Origin of the sequence: Halopseudomonas maritima (assembly GCF_021545785.1) — a bacterium.
Classification (GTDB): Bacteria; Pseudomonadota; Gammaproteobacteria; order Pseudomonadales; family Pseudomonadaceae; genus Halopseudomonas; species Halopseudomonas maritima.
This window is the reverse complement of sequence record NZ_CP079801.1, coordinates 1,056,445-1,073,084: the sequence shown is the minus strand read 5'-3', so window position 1 is coordinate 1,073,084 and position 16,640 is coordinate 1,056,445. Positions and strand designations below refer to the sequence as shown.

The 16,640-nt window shown below is 62.6% G+C and carries 10 protein-coding genes; 8 read left to right on the top strand and 2 right to left on the bottom strand.

All coding sequences use genetic code 11. The annotated features are described in order from the left end of the window. The first annotated feature begins 83 nt into the window (after window positions 1-83). The 8 genes from HV822_RS04960 (at window position 84) to HV822_RS04925 (ending at window position 12,654) form a co-directional block, all read left to right on the top strand. Window positions 84-1,073 carry an NADP-dependent oxidoreductase gene (locus tag HV822_RS04960; RefSeq protein ID WP_238872651.1) on the top strand — a complete coding sequence of 330 codons (990 nt, stop codon included), beginning with the start codon at window positions 84-86 and terminating at the stop codon, window positions 1,071-1,073. A 271-nt stretch (window positions 1,074-1,344) separates the two neighbouring features. Continuing rightward, window positions 1,345-1,638 (top strand): hypothetical protein, encoded by a 294-nt coding sequence (locus HV822_RS04955; RefSeq protein WP_238872650.1) that lies wholly within the window; start codon window positions 1,345-1,347, stop codon window positions 1,636-1,638. 10 nt (window positions 1,639-1,648) lie between these two features. After that, window positions 1,649-3,331: a PepSY-associated TM helix domain-containing protein gene (locus HV822_RS04950; RefSeq protein ID WP_238872649.1), complete on the top strand. Its 1,683-nt coding sequence runs from the start codon at window positions 1,649-1,651 to the stop codon at window positions 3,329-3,331. After that, window positions 3,324-3,641: a DUF3325 family protein gene (locus tag HV822_RS04945; protein ID WP_238872648.1), complete on the top strand. Its 318-nt coding sequence runs from the start codon at window positions 3,324-3,326 to the stop codon at window positions 3,639-3,641. The genes HV822_RS04950 and HV822_RS04945 overlap by 8 nt, the downstream gene beginning before the upstream one ends. Window positions 3,642-3,920: 279 nt before the next feature. Further along, the gene (locus HV822_RS04940) at window positions 3,921-5,057 is read left to right on the top strand and encodes an efflux RND transporter periplasmic adaptor subunit (RefSeq protein WP_238872647.1); all 1,137 of its coding nucleotides are present in this window, start codon (window positions 3,921-3,923) and stop codon (window positions 5,055-5,057) included. 10 nt (window positions 5,058-5,067) lie between these two features. After that, window positions 5,068-8,142 (top strand): multidrug efflux RND transporter permease subunit, encoded by a 3,075-nt coding sequence (locus tag HV822_RS04935; protein ID WP_238872646.1) that lies wholly within the window; start codon window positions 5,068-5,070, stop codon window positions 8,140-8,142. Further along, on the top strand, window positions 8,139-11,219 hold the full coding sequence (locus HV822_RS04930; RefSeq protein ID WP_396265034.1) for an efflux RND transporter permease subunit: 3,081 nt from the start codon (window positions 8,139-8,141) through the stop codon (window positions 11,217-11,219). The genes HV822_RS04935 and HV822_RS04930 overlap by 4 nt, the downstream gene beginning before the upstream one ends. A gap of 16 nt (window positions 11,220-11,235) precedes the next feature. Next, window positions 11,236-12,654 (top strand): efflux transporter outer membrane subunit, encoded by a 1,419-nt coding sequence (locus HV822_RS04925; protein WP_238872645.1) that lies wholly within the window; start codon window positions 11,236-11,238, stop codon window positions 12,652-12,654. Window positions 12,655-12,697: 43 nt separating this feature from the next. On the opposite strand, the gene HV822_RS04920 is transcribed toward HV822_RS04925, so the two are convergent. Together HV822_RS04920 and metE are read right to left on the bottom strand one after the other, a co-directional pair. Next, the gene (locus HV822_RS04920; protein ID WP_238872644.1) at window positions 12,698-14,074 is read right to left on the bottom strand and encodes a class II fumarate hydratase; all 1,377 of its coding nucleotides are present in this window, start codon (window positions 14,072-14,074) and stop codon (window positions 12,698-12,700) included. A gap of 167 nt (window positions 14,075-14,241) precedes the next feature. Continuing rightward, entirely contained in the window at window positions 14,242-16,533 is a 2,292-nt protein-coding gene (gene metE, locus HV822_RS04915; protein WP_238872643.1) for a 5-methyltetrahydropteroyltriglutamate--homocysteine S-methyltransferase, read from the bottom strand. Window positions 16,534-16,640 lie beyond the last annotated feature (107 nt).

Below are 16,640 nucleotides of genomic sequence, written 5' to 3'. Positions count from 1 at the left end.
CCCACTCGCAGTCGCAATAACGCCCTCCCTACAGGGAGGGCGCTACTGCGCGCTTACCCAAGCGCGCTTGAAGGAGATCGTTGATGCAGTACAAAGCAATCAAATTGGTGAAACGTCCTAATCCGGACATCACCGCGGATATTTTTGCAACTGTCCACTTGCCGTTGCCGGCGTTGGACGAAGGCCAGTTTCTGGTCCGCCAGACCCACATGTCGCTGGACCCAGCCATGCGAACCTGGCTGGACGAGTATGACGACAGTTATCTGCCGCCGGTACAGCTGGGCGAGACCATGCGTGCGTTCGGAGTAGGTGAGGTGGTCGAGTCGCGCAATCCTGACTTCCCGGTGGGTGCGCGGGTGCTGGGCACTACCGGGTGGGCTGAATATGTGCTGGGCAGTGCCGATATGCGAGTGGTCCCCCAGGAGCTACCGGTCGGTGACTTGCTTGGCGCACTGCACCTGCCAGGGCTCACGGCGTACCTTGGGCTGATGGAAATCGGGCGGCCCAAGGCCGGTGAAACCTTGGTCGTCACAGGGGCGGCAGGTTCGGTTGGCTCGCTAGTTGGTCAGATCGGCAAGGCCGAGGGGCTGCGGGTGGTTGGCTTTGCCGGTAGCGATGAAAAGTGTGCCTGGCTGGAGCAGGAGCTGGGGTTCGACAAGGCGATCAACTACCGCGCGGCTGACTTGGCTGCTGAGTTGGCCGCTGCCGCACCGAACGGGGTTGATCTGTTTTTCGAGAATACCGGTGGTCCGGTGCAAGAGGTTGTTTTTCAACAGATGAACCGCCTGGGACGCATCATCGTCTGTGGTGTGATCGCCGACTACAACAAGCACACGCCCTCGCCGGGGCCAAACTGGAAGGAGGTCAACCTCAAGGCGCTGCGCGTTGAGGGCTTTGTGGTACCTGATCATTTCGACAAGATCGACCGTATGAGCAAGGCGCTGCTCGGTTACCTTCAACAGGGCCAGCTATGTTATCGCCTGCACACCATCAAAGGTCTGGAGAGCGCGATAGACGGCATCAACATGCTGTTTGACGGGCGCAATCAAGGCAAGCTGGTAGTTGAGTTGTAGTGAGTGTAGCGGCGGCTGGCGGTGCTTGAGCGCTGGTCGCCGCGTGTCTTTATCCAGCACTGGGCCGTGTCGGAAACACTGGCTAAGCGGTGCTCAGGCGACAAGGCTTCGGCTTGTTTTTTTGAATGCTAATAACTATCATTTGCTGCTCTCTGTTCTCCAGGCTTTTGTGAAGGCCTATGGAGTAAGTTCATCTCGCACTCGCTAGTGTGTGAGTACAAGCCGCTGCGGTGATAGTTATGGTGTTTTCTTCCCACGGAGCGTCATGTTCATGACGACCGCTCCCCGTTTTCTGATTGCCTCGCGCGTGCTCGCCGCCATCTTTGGCGTGTACGCCTTTGTCTGGGGCGTGATTGCTATGGGTATGGCTGGCTTTAGCGCTCTCGGTGTTGCTTACCATAGCGCTGAGCAGGGCATGCTGATGCTTGGCCTGCTGCTGTATGTTGCGCTGTTCATCTGGGTGTTTTCCGTCAAGAGTTTGTGGCGCGTCTGGCTCATTCTGGGCGTGGGTGCGGCCCTGACGCTGGCTGTCGCCTGGCAGTTGCAGCGTATGATAATCGGATAGGAGCGCCGCCATGCTGAACAGTTTTCGTCAATCCATGGCCTGGGTGCATACCTGGTTCGGGCTGGTACTGGGCTTTGTGCTGATGGTTGCCTTCTTCTTCGGCGCGCTGTCGGTGTTTGACCGTGAGATCGACCGCTGGGCGATCCCGGAAACGCGCTTCGAGCCACAGCCCATGCCGTCTTATGACAACCTGCTCAAGCAGGTGTTTGCTGATCTCAAGCCGCATCCGCTGGATATGGCCGCCACCGCTGAGCGGGTGATCGGTGACTTGCCGGCACCCGACACCATGCCGATGGTCTCGCTGTTTGCCTACACCACGCATCGTGATCCGGTGCTGCGCATTGGCGCCGAGTTCGACATTCCCAATAAGCCGAAGGACCCCAGTGACGACCACCTGCACGTGCACGGCTGGGCAACCATTGACCCGCGCACCGGTGCAGCGTTGCCCGATGACCAGCTGAAGATTGGCAGCAACTGGTTCTACCCGATGCATTACAGCCTGCAGCTGAACTGGAAGAGCCTGGGCATCTACGTGGTTGGCCTGGCGGCGCTGATCATGCTGGTGGCGCTGATAACCGGTGTAATCATGCACCGCAAGATCTTCAAGGAGTTCTTCACCTTCCGGCCGAAAAAACGCACCCAGCGCAGCACGCTGGATCTGCACAACATGACCGGTGTGGTAGCGCTGCCGTTTCATTTCTTCTTCGCCTTCACCGGTCTGGTGATTTTCGCCGCCTATTACTACTTCCCTGTGTCCGGCACCCTGCTCAAGCCGTTGCATGATCGTCACGAGGTCATAGAGGCGGAGCACACCGGGCTGCCCCACGAGGAGGCGGGAGTGCCGGCCGAGCTGGCGTCGGTGGATGCCATGGTCGCCGAGGCTAAGCGTATCTGGGCCGAGCGTGACATGGCGGGCGAAGTAGGCCTGCTGATGATCGAGCACCTGGGCGATGCCAACGGTTACGTGAGCATCTACCGCGCCGGCAGCGATCGCGTTGCGTTGGTGGGTGAGGGCATTCACTTTAAGGCAAGCAGCGGCGAGCTGCTGCGCGAAGAGCCACCGAGCGATCCGGTGGGCGCGGTGAACGAGTTCCTGACGGGCCTGCACCTGCAGCATTTCGAGCACTGGACCCTGCGCTGGCTGTACGTGGCTGGCGGTTTGCTGGGCTGCATCTGTATTGCCACCGGCTTCGTCTTCTTTGTTGAGAAGCGCAAGCAGGATCACGCCAAACGGGGCCTGCAGGGTTGCCGTCTGGTTGATGCCATGGCGGTCACCACGGTCACCGGCATGGTGCTGGCTGCGGTGGGTATGCTGGTGGCCAACCGGCTGTTACCAGAAAATCTGCCCGGTCGGGGCGATTGGGAACAGTGGACCTTCTGGGGTGTCTGGCTGCTGAGCCTGCTGCACGCCCTGTGGCGCAGTGCGCCGGTTGCGCTGGCGCGCAGTAATCCGGCCTGGCGCGAGCAGTGCTGGGTGCTGGCGGTGGCCTGTGTTGCGGCGGTACTGCTGAACTGGATCACCACGGGTGATCACCTACTGAAAACCATGCTGCTGGACCCTTACTGGGCTGTTGCCGGCGTTGATCTGAGCTTGTTGGCCTGTGCGTTGATATCGGTGTACACGGCGCGGCGACTGGCGCGCACCGTCGAGGTGAAGCAGGGCAGCCGGATTGGCGGGGTGGCTTATGAGTAACGCTGGACTCTGGCTGCTGGCTGCTGCCTGCAGCATGTGGTTGGCTACCAACTGGCTGGCGCTGTCGCTACCGGTGCACTGGCGTCAGGTGTTTGTGGCCGATGAGGTAGCGCCAGGCTATCTGCGCACCCTTGGCTGGCTGGCGCTGGCGGTGTCGGTACTGTGCTGTTTCAAGGCGGACCATCCGTCCATGGCGGTGCTGGTCTGGTTTACCCTGTTGCCGGTGGCTGCTGTGGCAACAGCGATGACGCTGAGCTATCGCCCTGCGCTGCTGCGTGCGGCTTGCCCTGCATTTCTGCGCGCTCGCTAGACACGCCCGGAGAGGGTGTTCTGTCCGGGATGGGGCGCTGGCGCTGACTTTGTCAGATGAGCGCCTCGATAGGTAAAAGTGTGTAAATTCACTAGGGCTGGCCGGGCTTATTGCCTAGAGTTCCTAGTCGCTAAATGCTACTCCCGGACCCTGACCTTTATGTCTTCTTCTGCTCTATTTTCCCGTGCACGGGCCAAGTGGTTACTGCTGCTTGCAGCGATTGTCGCTGCCCTGGTGTTTGCCTGGTATCAATTTTCCGGTTCTGCCACACCAGCCCCCATGTCCCATCGGATGGCCTTCGGTGCACCCGCCGTGGTGCGCGTGGTGCCAGTGCAGCGTGGTGCGCTGGATGTGCAGATCAAATCGATTGGCACAGTGACCCCGTTGAATACCGTGGTTGTTCAGAGCCGCGTCAATGGCGTGCTGGAGCGTGTGGTGTTCACCGAAGGCGCGGTGGTAGAGCAGGGCGAGTTGCTGGCAGAAGTTGACCCGCTGCCTTACAAGGCGCAGCTGGAAAAGGCGGAGGGCCAGCTACAGCAGAGCCGCGCCACGCTGGAGAACGCGCGCGCTGATTTGACCCTGTACGAGACCCTGTGGGAGCAGGACTCCATCGCCCGCCAGCAGCTGAGCGATCAGCGCGCCATGGTCAATGAGCTACTGGGCACCGTGCGCGCCAATCAGGCGGCGGTTGACGATGCTCGCCTGCAATTGTCCTGGACTCGCATCACTGCGCCGCTGGCTGGTCGCCTGGGCCTGCGCAAGGTGGACCAGGGCAACCTGGTGACCGGCAGCGAGGCCGAGGGCATTGTCAGCATCACTCAGATGCAGCCGATTGCGGTCAACTTCACGGTGCCGGAAGTCGACGTGCCGACCCTGCGCCGCTCCTTCCTCGGGGCCGGGCCGCTCAAGGTCGAAGTGCTGGACCGTAACGATCAGCAGGTCATCGCCACGGGCGAGCTGACCACGCTGGACAACCAGATTGATACCGCCACCGGTACCCTGCGGGTCCGCGGTCAGTTTGCCAATGAAGACGAAGCGCTGTTTCCCAATCAGTTTGTCAATGTGCGGCTGCGCTTGAGCACCCTGCAGGATGTACTCACCATCCCGGCCGATGCGGTGCAGTTCGGCAGCAGTCGTACCTACGTGTACGTGGTAGAAGGCACCCAGGCCTTTGTACGTGAGGTGACCCTGGGTCCCAGCGCCGATGGCAAGGTTGCCGTCACCGATGGCCTCAAGCAGGGCGAGCAGGTGGTGCTGGAAGGGTTGGATCGCCTGCGTGATGGCAAGGAGGTAGTGATACCTGATGCCAATGGTGATGTAGCCAGCCCGTCGCAAACCGCCCAGGTTGCCCCCGGTGAGCGTCGCCGGCCCGGTGCGGGCACCGGCGAGCGTCGCGCCCCACCTCCGGCCAACTGAGTAAGCCGGCATGAAAAGCCTGTCCACGCCCTTTATTCTGCGTCCGGTCGCCACCTCGCTGTTGATGCTGGCCTTTATGGCTGCCGGCTTGTTGGCCTGGCGGTTGCTGCCGGTCGCCGCGCTGCCGCAGGTCGATTACCCCATCATCCAGGTATTCACCTTCCAGCCTGGCGCCAGCCCGGAAATCACCGCGCGCACCATCACCGCCCCGCTGGAACGGCATCTGGGGCAGATACCTGGTCTCAAGCAGATGTCTTCGACCAGCTCGGGCGGCGCGTCGGTGATTACCCTGCAGTTTGACCTGGATGAAGACCTGGGCGTCGCCGAGCAGGAAGTGCAGGCGGCCATGAATACCGCAGACAGCCTGCTGCCCAGCGACCTGCCAACGCCGCCGATCTACCGCAAGGTTAACCCGGCGGACGCTCCTATCCTGACCCTGGCGATTACCTCTGACAGCCTGCCGCTACCGGAAGTACACGATCTGGTCGACACCCGCATGGCGCAAAAGCTGGCGCAACTGTCCGGCGTCGGCATGGTCAGTCTGGCCGGCGGTCAACGCCCGGCCCTGCGTGTACTGATCAACCCGCGTGCCCTGACCGCCTATGGTTTGAGTCTGGACAGCGTGCGTCAGAGTATCGCGGCCACTAACGTCAATCAGCCCAAGGGCAGTTTTGACGGCCCGACCCGTTCTACCATGCTTGATGCCAACGATCAGATTCGCTCGGTGGATGATTACCGCAACCTGATCATCACCTGGCAGGACGGTGCGCCGCTGCGCCTGGGTGATGTGGCAAGCATTGTTGACGGCGCCGAAGATCGTTTTCTCGCAGCCTGGGCCAACAGTCAGCCGGCGGTGCTGCTGAATGTGCAACGCCAGCCCGGCGCCAATGTGATCGATGTGGCCGACCGGGTGCGCGAGCTGCTGCCGCAATTGACCTCGACCCTACCGGCCGCAGTCGATGTTGCCGTGTTGACCGACCGTACCCACAGTATTCGTGCCTCGGTCAGCGATACCCAGAAGGAGCTGCTGTTCGCCATCGCGCTGGTGGTGCTGGTGACGTTTGTCTTCCTGCGCAGTCCGTCGGCCACCATCATCCCCAGTGTGGCGGTGCCGCTGTCACTGGTTGGCACCTTCGCTTTCATGTATCTGATGGCGTTTTCGGTCAACAACCTGACCTTGATGGCGCTAACCATCGCGACCGGGTTTGTGGTCGATGACGCCATCGTTATGCTGGAGAACGTGGCCCGCCACCGGGAGATGGGCAAGTCGCCGATGCAGGCGGCGCTGGCTGGCGCGGGCGAGATCGGTTTTACCCTGATGTCGCTGACGTTCTCGCTGGTAGCGGTGTTGATTCCGCTGCTGTTCATGCCGGATGTGGTGGGCCGGCTGTTCCACGAGTTTGCCATTACCCTGGCGGTGGCCATCGTCATCTCGCTGGTAGTGTCGCTGACGCTCACGCCGATGATGTGCGCGCGCATGCTGCACACCCCGCCGCAGGAGCACGCCGGCGGCTTTTTACACGGTGTGATCGAGCGCTACGGTCGTGCGCTGGATTGGGTGCTGGAGCGTCAGCGCGCCACCCTGCTGGTGATGTTGGGCACCATCGCATTGACCGGCCTGCTGTACCTGGCGGTGGACAAGGACTTCTTCCCGGTGCAGGACAGCAATGTCATTCAGGTGATTACCGAGGCGCCGCAGGACATCTCCTTCAGCGCCATGGCCGAGCGTCAGCGCGAGCTGGCTGTCGCCTTGCTGGAAGAGCCGGCCATCGAGAACCTGTCGTCCTTTATCGGTGTGGATGGCAGCAACGTGACGCTGAACAGCGGCCGCTTGCTGATCAACCTGCCGCCGCACAGCGAGCGCGACGAGAGTCTGTTCACCGTGATGGACCGGCTGCGTGAACGCGCCGCCGAGGTGCCGGGTATCACCGCCTGGTTCCAACCGGTGCAGGAGCTGACCATCGAAGACCGGGTCAGCCGCACCCAGTACCAGTTCAGTCTTACCAGCCTGGACAGCGACGAGCTGCGCGAGTGGGTCCCGCAGATGGTCGACGCCTTGAGTGCGCGCCCGGAATTGCAGGATGTAGCCTCTGACCTGCAGCAGCAGGGGTTGGAAGCCTATGTGGAAATTGACCGAGACGCCGCCGCGCGCCTGGGGCTGAATGTCACCGATGTGGCCAATACGCTGTACAACGCCTTCGGCCAGCGGCAGATCGCGACGCTGTTCACCCAAGCCAACCAGTATCGCGTGATCATGGAGGTCGACCCGCAGTTTGCCGGCACCCCGGACAGCTTGCGCAACCTCCATGTGACCAGCGGCGACGGCAGTTCCATTCCGCTGGCCAGTGTGGCGCAGGTGCACCAGCGCAGTGCAGCGCTGTTGATCAACCACCAGGGGCAATTCCCGGCCACTACCGTGTCTTTCAATCTGGCGCCGGGCGCGTCGCTCGGTGAGGCGGTTGAGGCTATCGAAGCGGTGCAGCAGCAATTGCAGCTGCCGGTCAGTGTGGAGCTGCGCTTCCAGGGCGCCGCCGAGGCCTTCCGCGCCTCCCTGAGTAACACCCTGTGGCTAATTCTGGCCGCGGTGCTGACCATGTATATCGTGCTAGGTGTGTTGTATGAGAGCACCATTCACCCGGTCACCATTCTGTCTACGCTGCCGTCCGCTACGGTGGGGGCGCTGTTGGCGCTGCTGCTGACCGACCGGGCGCTGGATATGATCTCGGTGGTGGGCATCGTGCTGCTGATCGGTCTGGTGAAGAAGAACGGCATCATGATGGTCGACTTCGCACTGGAGGCTCAGCGCCATCAGGGGATGAGCCCGCGTGAGGCAATCCACCGGGCAGCCATGCTGCGTTTTCGACCTATTTTGATGACCACGCTGGCGGCGTTATTTGGCGCACTGCCACTGATGCTGGCCAGCGGCTCGGGCGCTGAACTGCGCCAGCCGCTGGGTGTGGTGATGGTCGGCGGTCTGCTGGTCAGCCAGGTACTGACGCTATTCACCACGCCGGTGGTGTATCTGTTCTTTGATCGTCTGACCCGGCAGCCCGAGTCTGCTCCCGTGGCTGAGGCTGCGCCGTGAGCATCGAGACTGGCATGCTGCGACGCCCGGTCGGGCTGTCGCTGCTGGCCCTGGCGCTGGTGCTGGTCGGCCTGCTGTGCTGGCGTCTGCTGCCGGTGGCCCCGCTGCCGCAGGTGGAAGTGCCGATGATCGTAGTCACGGCCAGCTTGCCGGGTGCCAGTCCGCAAAGCATGGCTACCACCGTGGCAACGCCCTTGGAACGCGCCCTGGGGGCCATCTCCGGGGTGACCGAAATCTCATCCTCATCCAACCAGGGGTCTGCCCAGGTGGCCTTGGCCTTTGAGTTGGACCGTGACCTGAACGAGGCGGCGCGGGAAGTGCAGGCCGCCATTAACGCCGTGCGTGGTGATTTGCCCGCGGGCATGCCGGGCAACCCCGAGTACCACAAGATTGATCCGTCGCAGGCGCCGGTTATGGGGCTGGCACTCAGTTCCTCCAACCTCTCGCCGAGTGAACTGTATGACATTGGCTCAACCATTCTGGCGCAGAAAATAGCGCAGATTTCCGGCGTCGGTGAAGTCAGTGTCGGTGGTGCCTCACTGCCGGCGGTGCGCGTGCAGTTGGATGCTGGCGCCTTGCTGCACTACGGCATTTCGCTGGACGAGGTGCGGACCGCCATCTCCAACAGCAACGCGCTGCGGCCGATGGGCGTGATCGAGGAGGGCAGTCACCGCTGGCAGGTGCAGACCAGTGAGGCGCTGCGCACTGCCGCAGCCTACCGTAGCCTGATTGTCCGTTACCAGGATGGCGCCGCCGTGCGCCTGGGCGACGTCGCGCAGGTCACCGATTCGGTCGAGAACCGCTACAGCGCCGGTTTTCACAACGACAAGGCCGCGGTCATTCTCAGCGTGAGCCGGCAGAGCGGCGCGAACATCGTAGAAACCGTGGACAACATCCGCGAGCGGCTGCCGCAGCTGTACAACCTGATTCCGGCCGACGCCGAACTGACCGTTATCAGTGACCGTTCTCCGGTCATTCGCGCCACACTGCGCGAGGCGCAAATTTCCCTGCTGCTCGCCTCCCTGCTGGTGGTGCTGGTGGTTTGGCTGTTCCTCGGTAACCTGCGCGCTGCGCTGATCCCCTCGACGGCGATTCCGGTGTCGCTGATCGGCAGTTTTGTCGTCATGTATCTGTGCGGCTTTTCGCTCAACAACCTGTCGCTGATGGCGCTGATCGTTGGCGCCGGGCTGGTGGTGGATGATGCCATTGTGGTGCTGGAAAACGTCCAGCGGCACATGGCCAACGGCCTGTCGCCGATGCAGGCTGCGGCACGCAGTGCCCGTGAACTGCGTTTTACCCTGATTGCCATGACCCTGGCGCTGGCGGTGGTGTTTGCTTCCATCCTGTTGCTGGGCGGGCTGATTCAGCAGTTGTTCCAGGAGTTCTCCATTACCCTGGTGGCGGCCATGCTGATTTCGCTGCTGGTATCGCTGACCCTGACGCCAGCGCTATGCGCCCTCTGGCTCAAGCCGGGCCAGCAGCCGGTGGCGGCAGAGGATGACCAGGACTCGCTGTTTGCCAGCCTGCACCGTGGCTATGTGCGCTCGCTGCACTGGCTGTTGCGCTTTCGCCCGCTGGCCATTGTGTTGCTGCTGGGAGCCATTGGCAGTAGCGGTTATCTGATCGCAAACCTGCCGGAGGAGTCGTTGCCGCAGCAGGACAGCGGCCAGATCAACGGCTTCTTGCGCGGCGATGACGGTCTGTCGTTTCAGGTGATGCAGCCAAAGATCGAGGCCTACCGGCAGTACATCCTGCAGGACCCGGCGGTGGCGGACCTGACCGGCACCTCCGGTGGCGACCGTGGGCTGACCAATACCCAGCTGTCGATCAAGCTCAAGCCCCTGTCCGAGCGCAATGTGTCGGCGCAGGAAGTGGTGGAGCGCCTGCGCGCAGGTGCACCACAGATACCGGGCATCATGATGTTTATGATGGTTGAGCAGGATCTGTTCTTCCGCCCGCCGTTCCGGCGCAGCGAGTACGAAGTGCTGCTGCGCTCGGATTCGCTGGAGGCGCTGAAACAGTGGTCGCGCACGGTGGCACAGGCAATGGAACAAAGCCCGCTGCTGACCGATGTTGACTCCATGGACAGCGATGAAGCACGTCAGGTGGTGCTGAATATCGACCGCGAGGCGGCACGGCGGCTGGGGGTGGATATGCAAACCATTGCCTCGGTCTTGAACAACTCTTTCTCGCAGCGCCAGGTCGCCACCTTGTATGACGAGCTTAACCAGTATCGGGTGGTCATGGAGCTGGCGCCGCGCTATACGGAAAGCCCCGAGGTGCTCGCGCAGCTCGAGGCGCTGACCAGCGACGGTCAGCGGGTGCCGTTCTCCACCTTCGCGACCTGGGACTACGGCATGTCCGAGGACCGCATTCGCCACGAAGGTCAGTTTGCCTCCATGGGCATTGGCTACGCGCTGCCCGACGGGGTGACCGATATCCAGGCACGTGAGGCGATTGAACAGATCCTCAACGAGGTCATGCTGCCCAGCTCGGTGCACCTGGCGCCACCCTCGGCCAACGACTTCGGCACCGTGCTCGACCCCTGGGTGTTTGTGGTGGTGTTGCTCGCGGTTTACCTGGTGCTGGGTGTGCTGTACGAGAGCACCTTGCACCCGCTGACCATTCTGTCCACGCTGCCGCCGGCCGGGCTGGGCGCGTTGCTGGCGCTTAAATTTGGCGGCCAGAATCTCAGCCTGATCGCGATGCTTGGCCTGTTTTTGCTGATTGGCATCGTGATGAAAAACGCCATCATGATGATCGACTTTGCCCTGGAACTGCAGCGTCGCGATGGCCTGGCGCCGCGTCAGGCCATCGAGCGGGCGGCGCTGCTGCGTCTGCGTCCGATCCTGATGACCAATCTGGCCGGCATGCTCGGCGCCGTGCCGTTGATCATGGGCTTTGGCGAGGGCGCAGAAATGCGTCGCCCGCTGGGTATGACCATTTTTGGCGGCTTGGCGCTTAGCCAGCTGCTGACCCTCTACACCACCCCGGCGGTGTACCTGTATCTGGAAAACCTGCGCCAGCGCGTGTTGCGCCGCCGGGCGCAGGCTCATCCTTCCGAATCCTCTGTCTGAACACCGGTTGCTGCCCATGAAGCCTTCGCTGTTAACGTCTACCGTCCTGCTTGCCGCCGCCCTGGCTGGTTGCACCATGGGGCCGGATTACCGTCAACCGGCCATCGTCCAGCCGCTGGTGCTCAAGTACGACCAGGGCTGGCAACCATTACCAGCCAAGGCCTGGGCCGACAGTGGTGCCTGGTGGGAGGCCTTTGCCGACGCCGAGCTGAGCGCGCTGGTGGTGGAGGCCAACGCCAACAACCTGACCCTCGCCCAGGCCACCGCGCGTTATCGCGCTGCCCTCGCCCAGCGCCGGGCAAGCAGCGCCGACTATATGCCGACCCTGAGCGCCGCACTGGATACCAGCCGCAGTGGCGGTAGCGACAGCGCCACCACCGACAGCAGCCGCGCCCAGCTGGGGATCAGCTGGGAGCTGGACTTGTGGGGGCGGGTACGGCGGCAGGTGGAGTCTTCAACCGCAGCGCTGGATGCCAGTGCTGCTGATCTGGCGGCCGCCCGGCTGTCGATTCAGCTGGCGGTGGTCAACAGTTACGTCAACCTGCGCGCTCTGGACGTGCAGCAGCGCATCCTGCAGCAGACGCTGTCATCCTCGGAGCGCTCAACCCAGCTGACGCGCAACCAATACGACGCCGGTATCGTCTCGCGAGCCGACGTGATTCAGGCAGAAACCCAGCTGCAATCGCTGCGCAGTGACTTGTACGACCTTGAGGCCCAACGGGCGATTGAAGAAAACACCCTGGCGGCGCTGCTCGGCAGGGCGCCGTCGTCCTTTGAGTCGGCAGCGGACGACCGCCTGCCAGTGGTGCCGCAGATTCCAGCCCAGCTGCCCAGCGAGTTGATTGCTCGGCGTCCTGATGTGGTGTCTGCCGAGCGCGGCGTGGCCGCCGCCAATGCCGACATCGGGGTGGCCGTTACCGCCTGGCTGCCGACTATCAGTCTGGGCGCCAGCGGTGGCGTCAGCGGTGAATCGATCAGTGACCTGTGGAATGCGCCGGTGCGCTTCTGGTCGGTCGGGCCGAGTCTGGCCCAGACGTTGTTTGATGGAGGCGCACGCAGCGCGGCGCGAGACCTTGCCTATGCGCGCTATGACGAGCAGGTTGCTGCCTACCGTCAGACGGTATTGGATGCATTGACCGAGGTGGAAAATGCACTCGCGACGACCGCGATTCTGCGTGAGAAAGCGGTACAGCAAGACAAGCTGGTGAGCCTGGCGGAGGAAAACGAGCGGGTGATCACCAACCGCTATCAATCGGGCCTGGTGTCCTATCTTGAGGTGGCCATCGCGCAGAACACCACGCTCAACGCCAAGCGCGGTCAGGTTAGCGTCACCAGCGCGCAACTTGCTGCCGCTGCGCAGCTCGCCGCCAGCATCGGTGGTGCCTGGGCAGTGGGTGATGATGTGGGCGCGGCAGCTGAGCGGCCGCAGGAATAACCTGAGACGCGATCAGGCGTTCGATGCCTGATCGCGCAGGGCCTTAGAGTCCGCCGTGGGTCAGCTTGGCCGGGTCGAGCAGACGCTCCAGCTCTTCACGGCTGAGGTCGGTGTGCTCGGCGGCCACATCAACAATCGGGCGACCTTCCTGATAGGCCAGTTTGGCAATCTCCGCCGCTTTCAGATAGCCGATGATCGGGTTCAGCGCGGTCACCAGAATCGGGTTACGGGCCAGCGCCTGAGTCAGCTGGTCTTCGCGCACATTGAAGCTGGCGATGGCCTTGTCGGCCAGCAGGCGGCTGACGTTGCTCAGCAGCTTGATGCTCTCCAGCAGGTTGCGCGCGATCACCGGCAGCATCACGTTCAGTTCAAAGTTACCGGACTGGCCAGCGATGGTGATGGTGGCATCGTTGCCGATCACCTGGGCGGCGACCATGGCGGCGGCTTCGGGGATCACCGGGTTGACCTTGCCGGGCATGATCGATGAGCCCGGTTGTAGCGCTTGCAGTTCGATCTCGCCCAGGCCGGCCAGCGGGCCGGCGTTCATCCAGCGCAGATCGTTGGCGATCTTGGTCAGGCTGACCGCCGTTGTCTTCAGCTGGCCGGACAGCGCCACGGCGATATCCTGCGAGCCAATGTGGGTGAAGAAGTTATTGGCCGGGGTAAAGGTCAGCCCGGTGTGGGTGCTCAGCGCCTGGTTAAAACGGCTGGCGAACTCGGGGTGGGCGTTGATGCCGGTACCGACTGCGGTGCCGCCCTGGGCCAGGCTCTGCAGGCTGGGCTGCAGCTGCCGCAGGGTGTGGATGTTCTGCTCGATTTGATCGGCCCAGGTGTTCAGGCTCTGGCTCATGCGTACCGGCATGGCGTCCATCAGGTGGGTGCGGCCGGTCTTGACGTACTGGTCGACGCTGGCGGCCTTGGTGCGGGTGACGCTGACCAGATGCTCCAGCGCCGGCAACAGCTGCTCGGCCAACTCGATGGCGGCGCTGATGTGGATGCTGGAGGGGATGATGTCGTTGCTGCTTTGACCGCAGTTGATGTGGTCATTGGCGCCCACCGGTTGCCCATAGCGACGGGCGGCCAGGGTGGCGAGCACCTCGTTGGCGTTCATGTTGGAGCTGGTGCCGGAGCCGGTCTGGAACACATCGACCGGGAAGTGCTGCATGAAGTCGTCGGCCAGCAGCTCGTCTACTGCGCCGCAGATGGCGTCAGCCATGTCCGCCGGGATTTGTTCCAGTTCGCTGTTGGCGGTGGCCGCGGCGCGCTTGGCAAGCAGCAGGGCGCGGATAAACGGGGCTGGCATCGGCTGGCCGCTGACCGGGAAGTTGTCCACCGCACGCTGGGTCTGCGCGGCATAGAGCGCCTCTGCCGGGACGGCCAGTTCGCCCATGCTGTCTTTTTCAATACGGGTTTTGCTCATCGTGCTGCGCTCCTGGTTCTGGGGGCAGCGTGATGCAGGAGAGTGAAAAGCCGCTGCCGGGTCTAGTGTACGCTTGGGCGCGGTGGGCGCGGCAAGCGTTCAGACGGTAATGCAACCAGTTATCATTATCAAGAGACCGGGCGGCGTTGCACCACCCGGCCGCTGCATCAGCAGTTGGCGCGCAGCGCTCTGGCCGTCGCAACCATGTTGCCCAATGCAGGCGTTACCTCAGCCCACTGACGGGTTTTCAGCCCGCAGTCCGGGTTGACCCACAGGCGCTCGGCCGGCACGCGCTCGGCAGCCAGACTCAGCAAGTTGGCCATGTAGGCCTGCGTCGGGATGTTCGGTGAATGGATGTCGTACACACCGGGACCGATCTCGTTCGGGTACTGGAAGTGCTTGAAGGCATCCAGCAGCTCCATGTCCGAGCGTGAGGTTTCGATGGTGATGACGTCGGCATCCATCGCGGCGATTGACTGGATGATGTCATTGAACTCCGAGTAGCACATATGGGTGTGAATCTGGGTTTCATCGGCAACACCGTTGGCGGTGATACGGAAGCACTCCACCGCCCAGTCCAGGTACGCCTGCCATTGCGTGCGGCGCAGCGGCAACCCCTCGCGCAGCGCCGCTTCGTCGATCTGGATAATGCGCACGCCGGCTTGTTCCAGGTCCAGAACCTCTTCACGCATGGCCAGGGCCAACTGCTGGCAGCTGACCGAGCGTGGCTGATCATCGCGCACGAACGACCAGTTGAGGATGGTCACCGGGCCGGTCAGCATGCCTTTCATCGGCTTGTCGGTCAGCGACTGGGCGTAGGTAATCCAGTTTACGGTCATCGCACGTGGGCGGCTGATATCGCCAAACAGAATCGGCGGTTTGACGCAGCGTGAGCCGTAAGACTGCACCCAGCCAAACTGGCTGAAGGCGTAACCGCTGAGTTGCTCGCCAAAGTACTCGACCATGTCGTTGCGCTCCGGCTCGCCGTGCACCAGCACGTCCAGCCCCAGCGCCTCCTGCTCGCGCACGCAGTGGGCGATTTCGGCCTGCATGGCCTGCGTGTAGCCGGTCTCATCCAGCTCACCTGACTTGAACTGGCGGCGCGCCTGGCGGATCTCTGCGGTCTGCGGGAAGGAGCCGATGGTGGTGGTCGGGAATGGCGGCAGTTTGAGCAGGGCAGCTTGCTTGGCCGCTCGTTCTGCGTAGGGGCTTTGGCGTTTGCCCAGGTGGTCGTCGATAGCAGCAACAGCGGCCTGCACGGCAGGGTTGGTGACGCGCGGCGAGCGTCGACGGCTGTCGATGCTTGCCTGGTTGTTGGCCAGTTCCTCGGCCACGCTGCTGCGGCCCTGATTCAGCGCCGCGCCAAGAATGCGCAGCTCGTCCAGCTTCTGCAGGGCAAAGGCCAGCCAACGGGCGATCTCAGTATCCAGCGCCTGCTCGCTGGCCAAGTCCACTGGCACGTGTAGCAACGAGCAGGAGGGTGCAATCCACAGACGTTCGCCCAGTACTCCCGCAATGGGTTCGAGCCATCGCAGCGCGGCATTCAGGTCGGTCTTCCAGATATTGCGGCCGTTGATCACCCCAAGCGACAACACGCGATCCTGCGGTAGCTGCGTGATCAGGGTATCAACCTCGTCGGCCGCGTTGACGGCGTCCAGATGCACGCCGGCGACCGGCAGACGGGCGACGAGCGGCAGATTCTCCTCCAGACGGCCAAAATAGGTGGCCAGCAAGAGGTTAACTGGCGCGGCAGCCAGGGCCTGGTAGGCGTTCTCGCAGGCGGCACTCAGTTCGCTGGGCAATTCAGTGACCAGAATGGGCTCGTCGATCTGTACCCACTCCACACCCTCGGCCGCCAGCCTGTTAAGCAGCTCAAGGTAGACGGGCAACAGGCGCGGCAGCAGCGCAAAGCGGTTGGACTCGTCCTTTTCCTTGCCCAGCGCCAGATAGGTGAGTGGGCCGATGATGACTGGCTTGGCGGCGACGTTCTGCGCCTTGGCTTCGCGCAGTTGCTCGATCAGCCTTGAGGCGTTCAGGCTGAACGCGGTGTCTTTGGTGAACTCCGGGACAATATAGTGGTAGTTGGTGTCGAACCATTTGGTCATCTCGCCAGCGGCGACACCGCCGCAACACTGGGCGTGCTCTTCAGCCGACTGCGCAGAGCGGCCACGGGCCACACGGAAGTAGTTGTCCAGCTCATTGCCATGAAAGTCACGCACCCGCTCGGGCAGGTTGCCCAGGGTGAAGCTCATGTCCAGCACCTGGTCGTAGAAGGAGAAATCGCCCACCGGCACCAGGTCCAGTTCGGCCTGCTCGGCCCAGTGACGCTGGCGCAAGGCTGCCGCCGCCGCCTTCAGTTCGTCGCGGGATGATTGATTTTTCCAGTAGGACTCAAGGGCCAATTTCAGTTCTCGGCGAGCGCCGATGCGGGGAAACCCCAGGTTGTGGATGCGTGCCATGTGCTGCCTCTGCGATTCAGGAAAGGTACAGGGGCAGGCTAGGGGAATAGATGGATTATTAAAATTGATGCTTTCTCAGTTTTTGTTGAGACAAATTCATTACGAGG

Excerpts from the sequence above, each read along its gene's own strand:
- HV822_RS04950 (WP_238872649.1), top strand. The coding sequence starts at position 1,649 with ATGCTGAACAGTTTTCGTCAATCCATGGCCTGGGTGCATACCTGGTTC.
- HV822_RS04945 (WP_238872648.1), top strand. The coding sequence starts at position 3,324 with ATGAGTAACGCTGGACTCTGGCTGCTGGCTGCTGCCTGCAGCATGTGG.
- HV822_RS04920 (WP_238872644.1), bottom strand. The coding sequence starts at position 14,074 with ATGAGCAAAACCCGTATTGAAAAAGACAGCATGGGCGAACTGGCCGTC.
- HV822_RS04960 (WP_238872651.1), top strand. The coding sequence starts at position 84 with ATGCAGTACAAAGCAATCAAATTGGTGAAACGTCCTAATCCGGACATC.
- HV822_RS04935 (WP_238872646.1), top strand. The coding sequence starts at position 5,068 with ATGAAAAGCCTGTCCACGCCCTTTATTCTGCGTCCGGTCGCCACCTCG.
- HV822_RS04955 (WP_238872650.1), top strand. The coding sequence starts at position 1,345 with ATGACGACCGCTCCCCGTTTTCTGATTGCCTCGCGCGTGCTCGCCGCC.
- HV822_RS04940 (WP_238872647.1), top strand. The coding sequence starts at position 3,921 with ATGTCCCATCGGATGGCCTTCGGTGCACCCGCCGTGGTGCGCGTGGTG.
- HV822_RS04925 (WP_238872645.1), top strand. The coding sequence starts at position 11,236 with ATGAAGCCTTCGCTGTTAACGTCTACCGTCCTGCTTGCCGCCGCCCTG.
- metE (WP_238872643.1), bottom strand. The coding sequence starts at position 16,533 with ATGGCACGCATCCACAACCTGGGGTTTCCCCGCATCGGCGCTCGCCGA.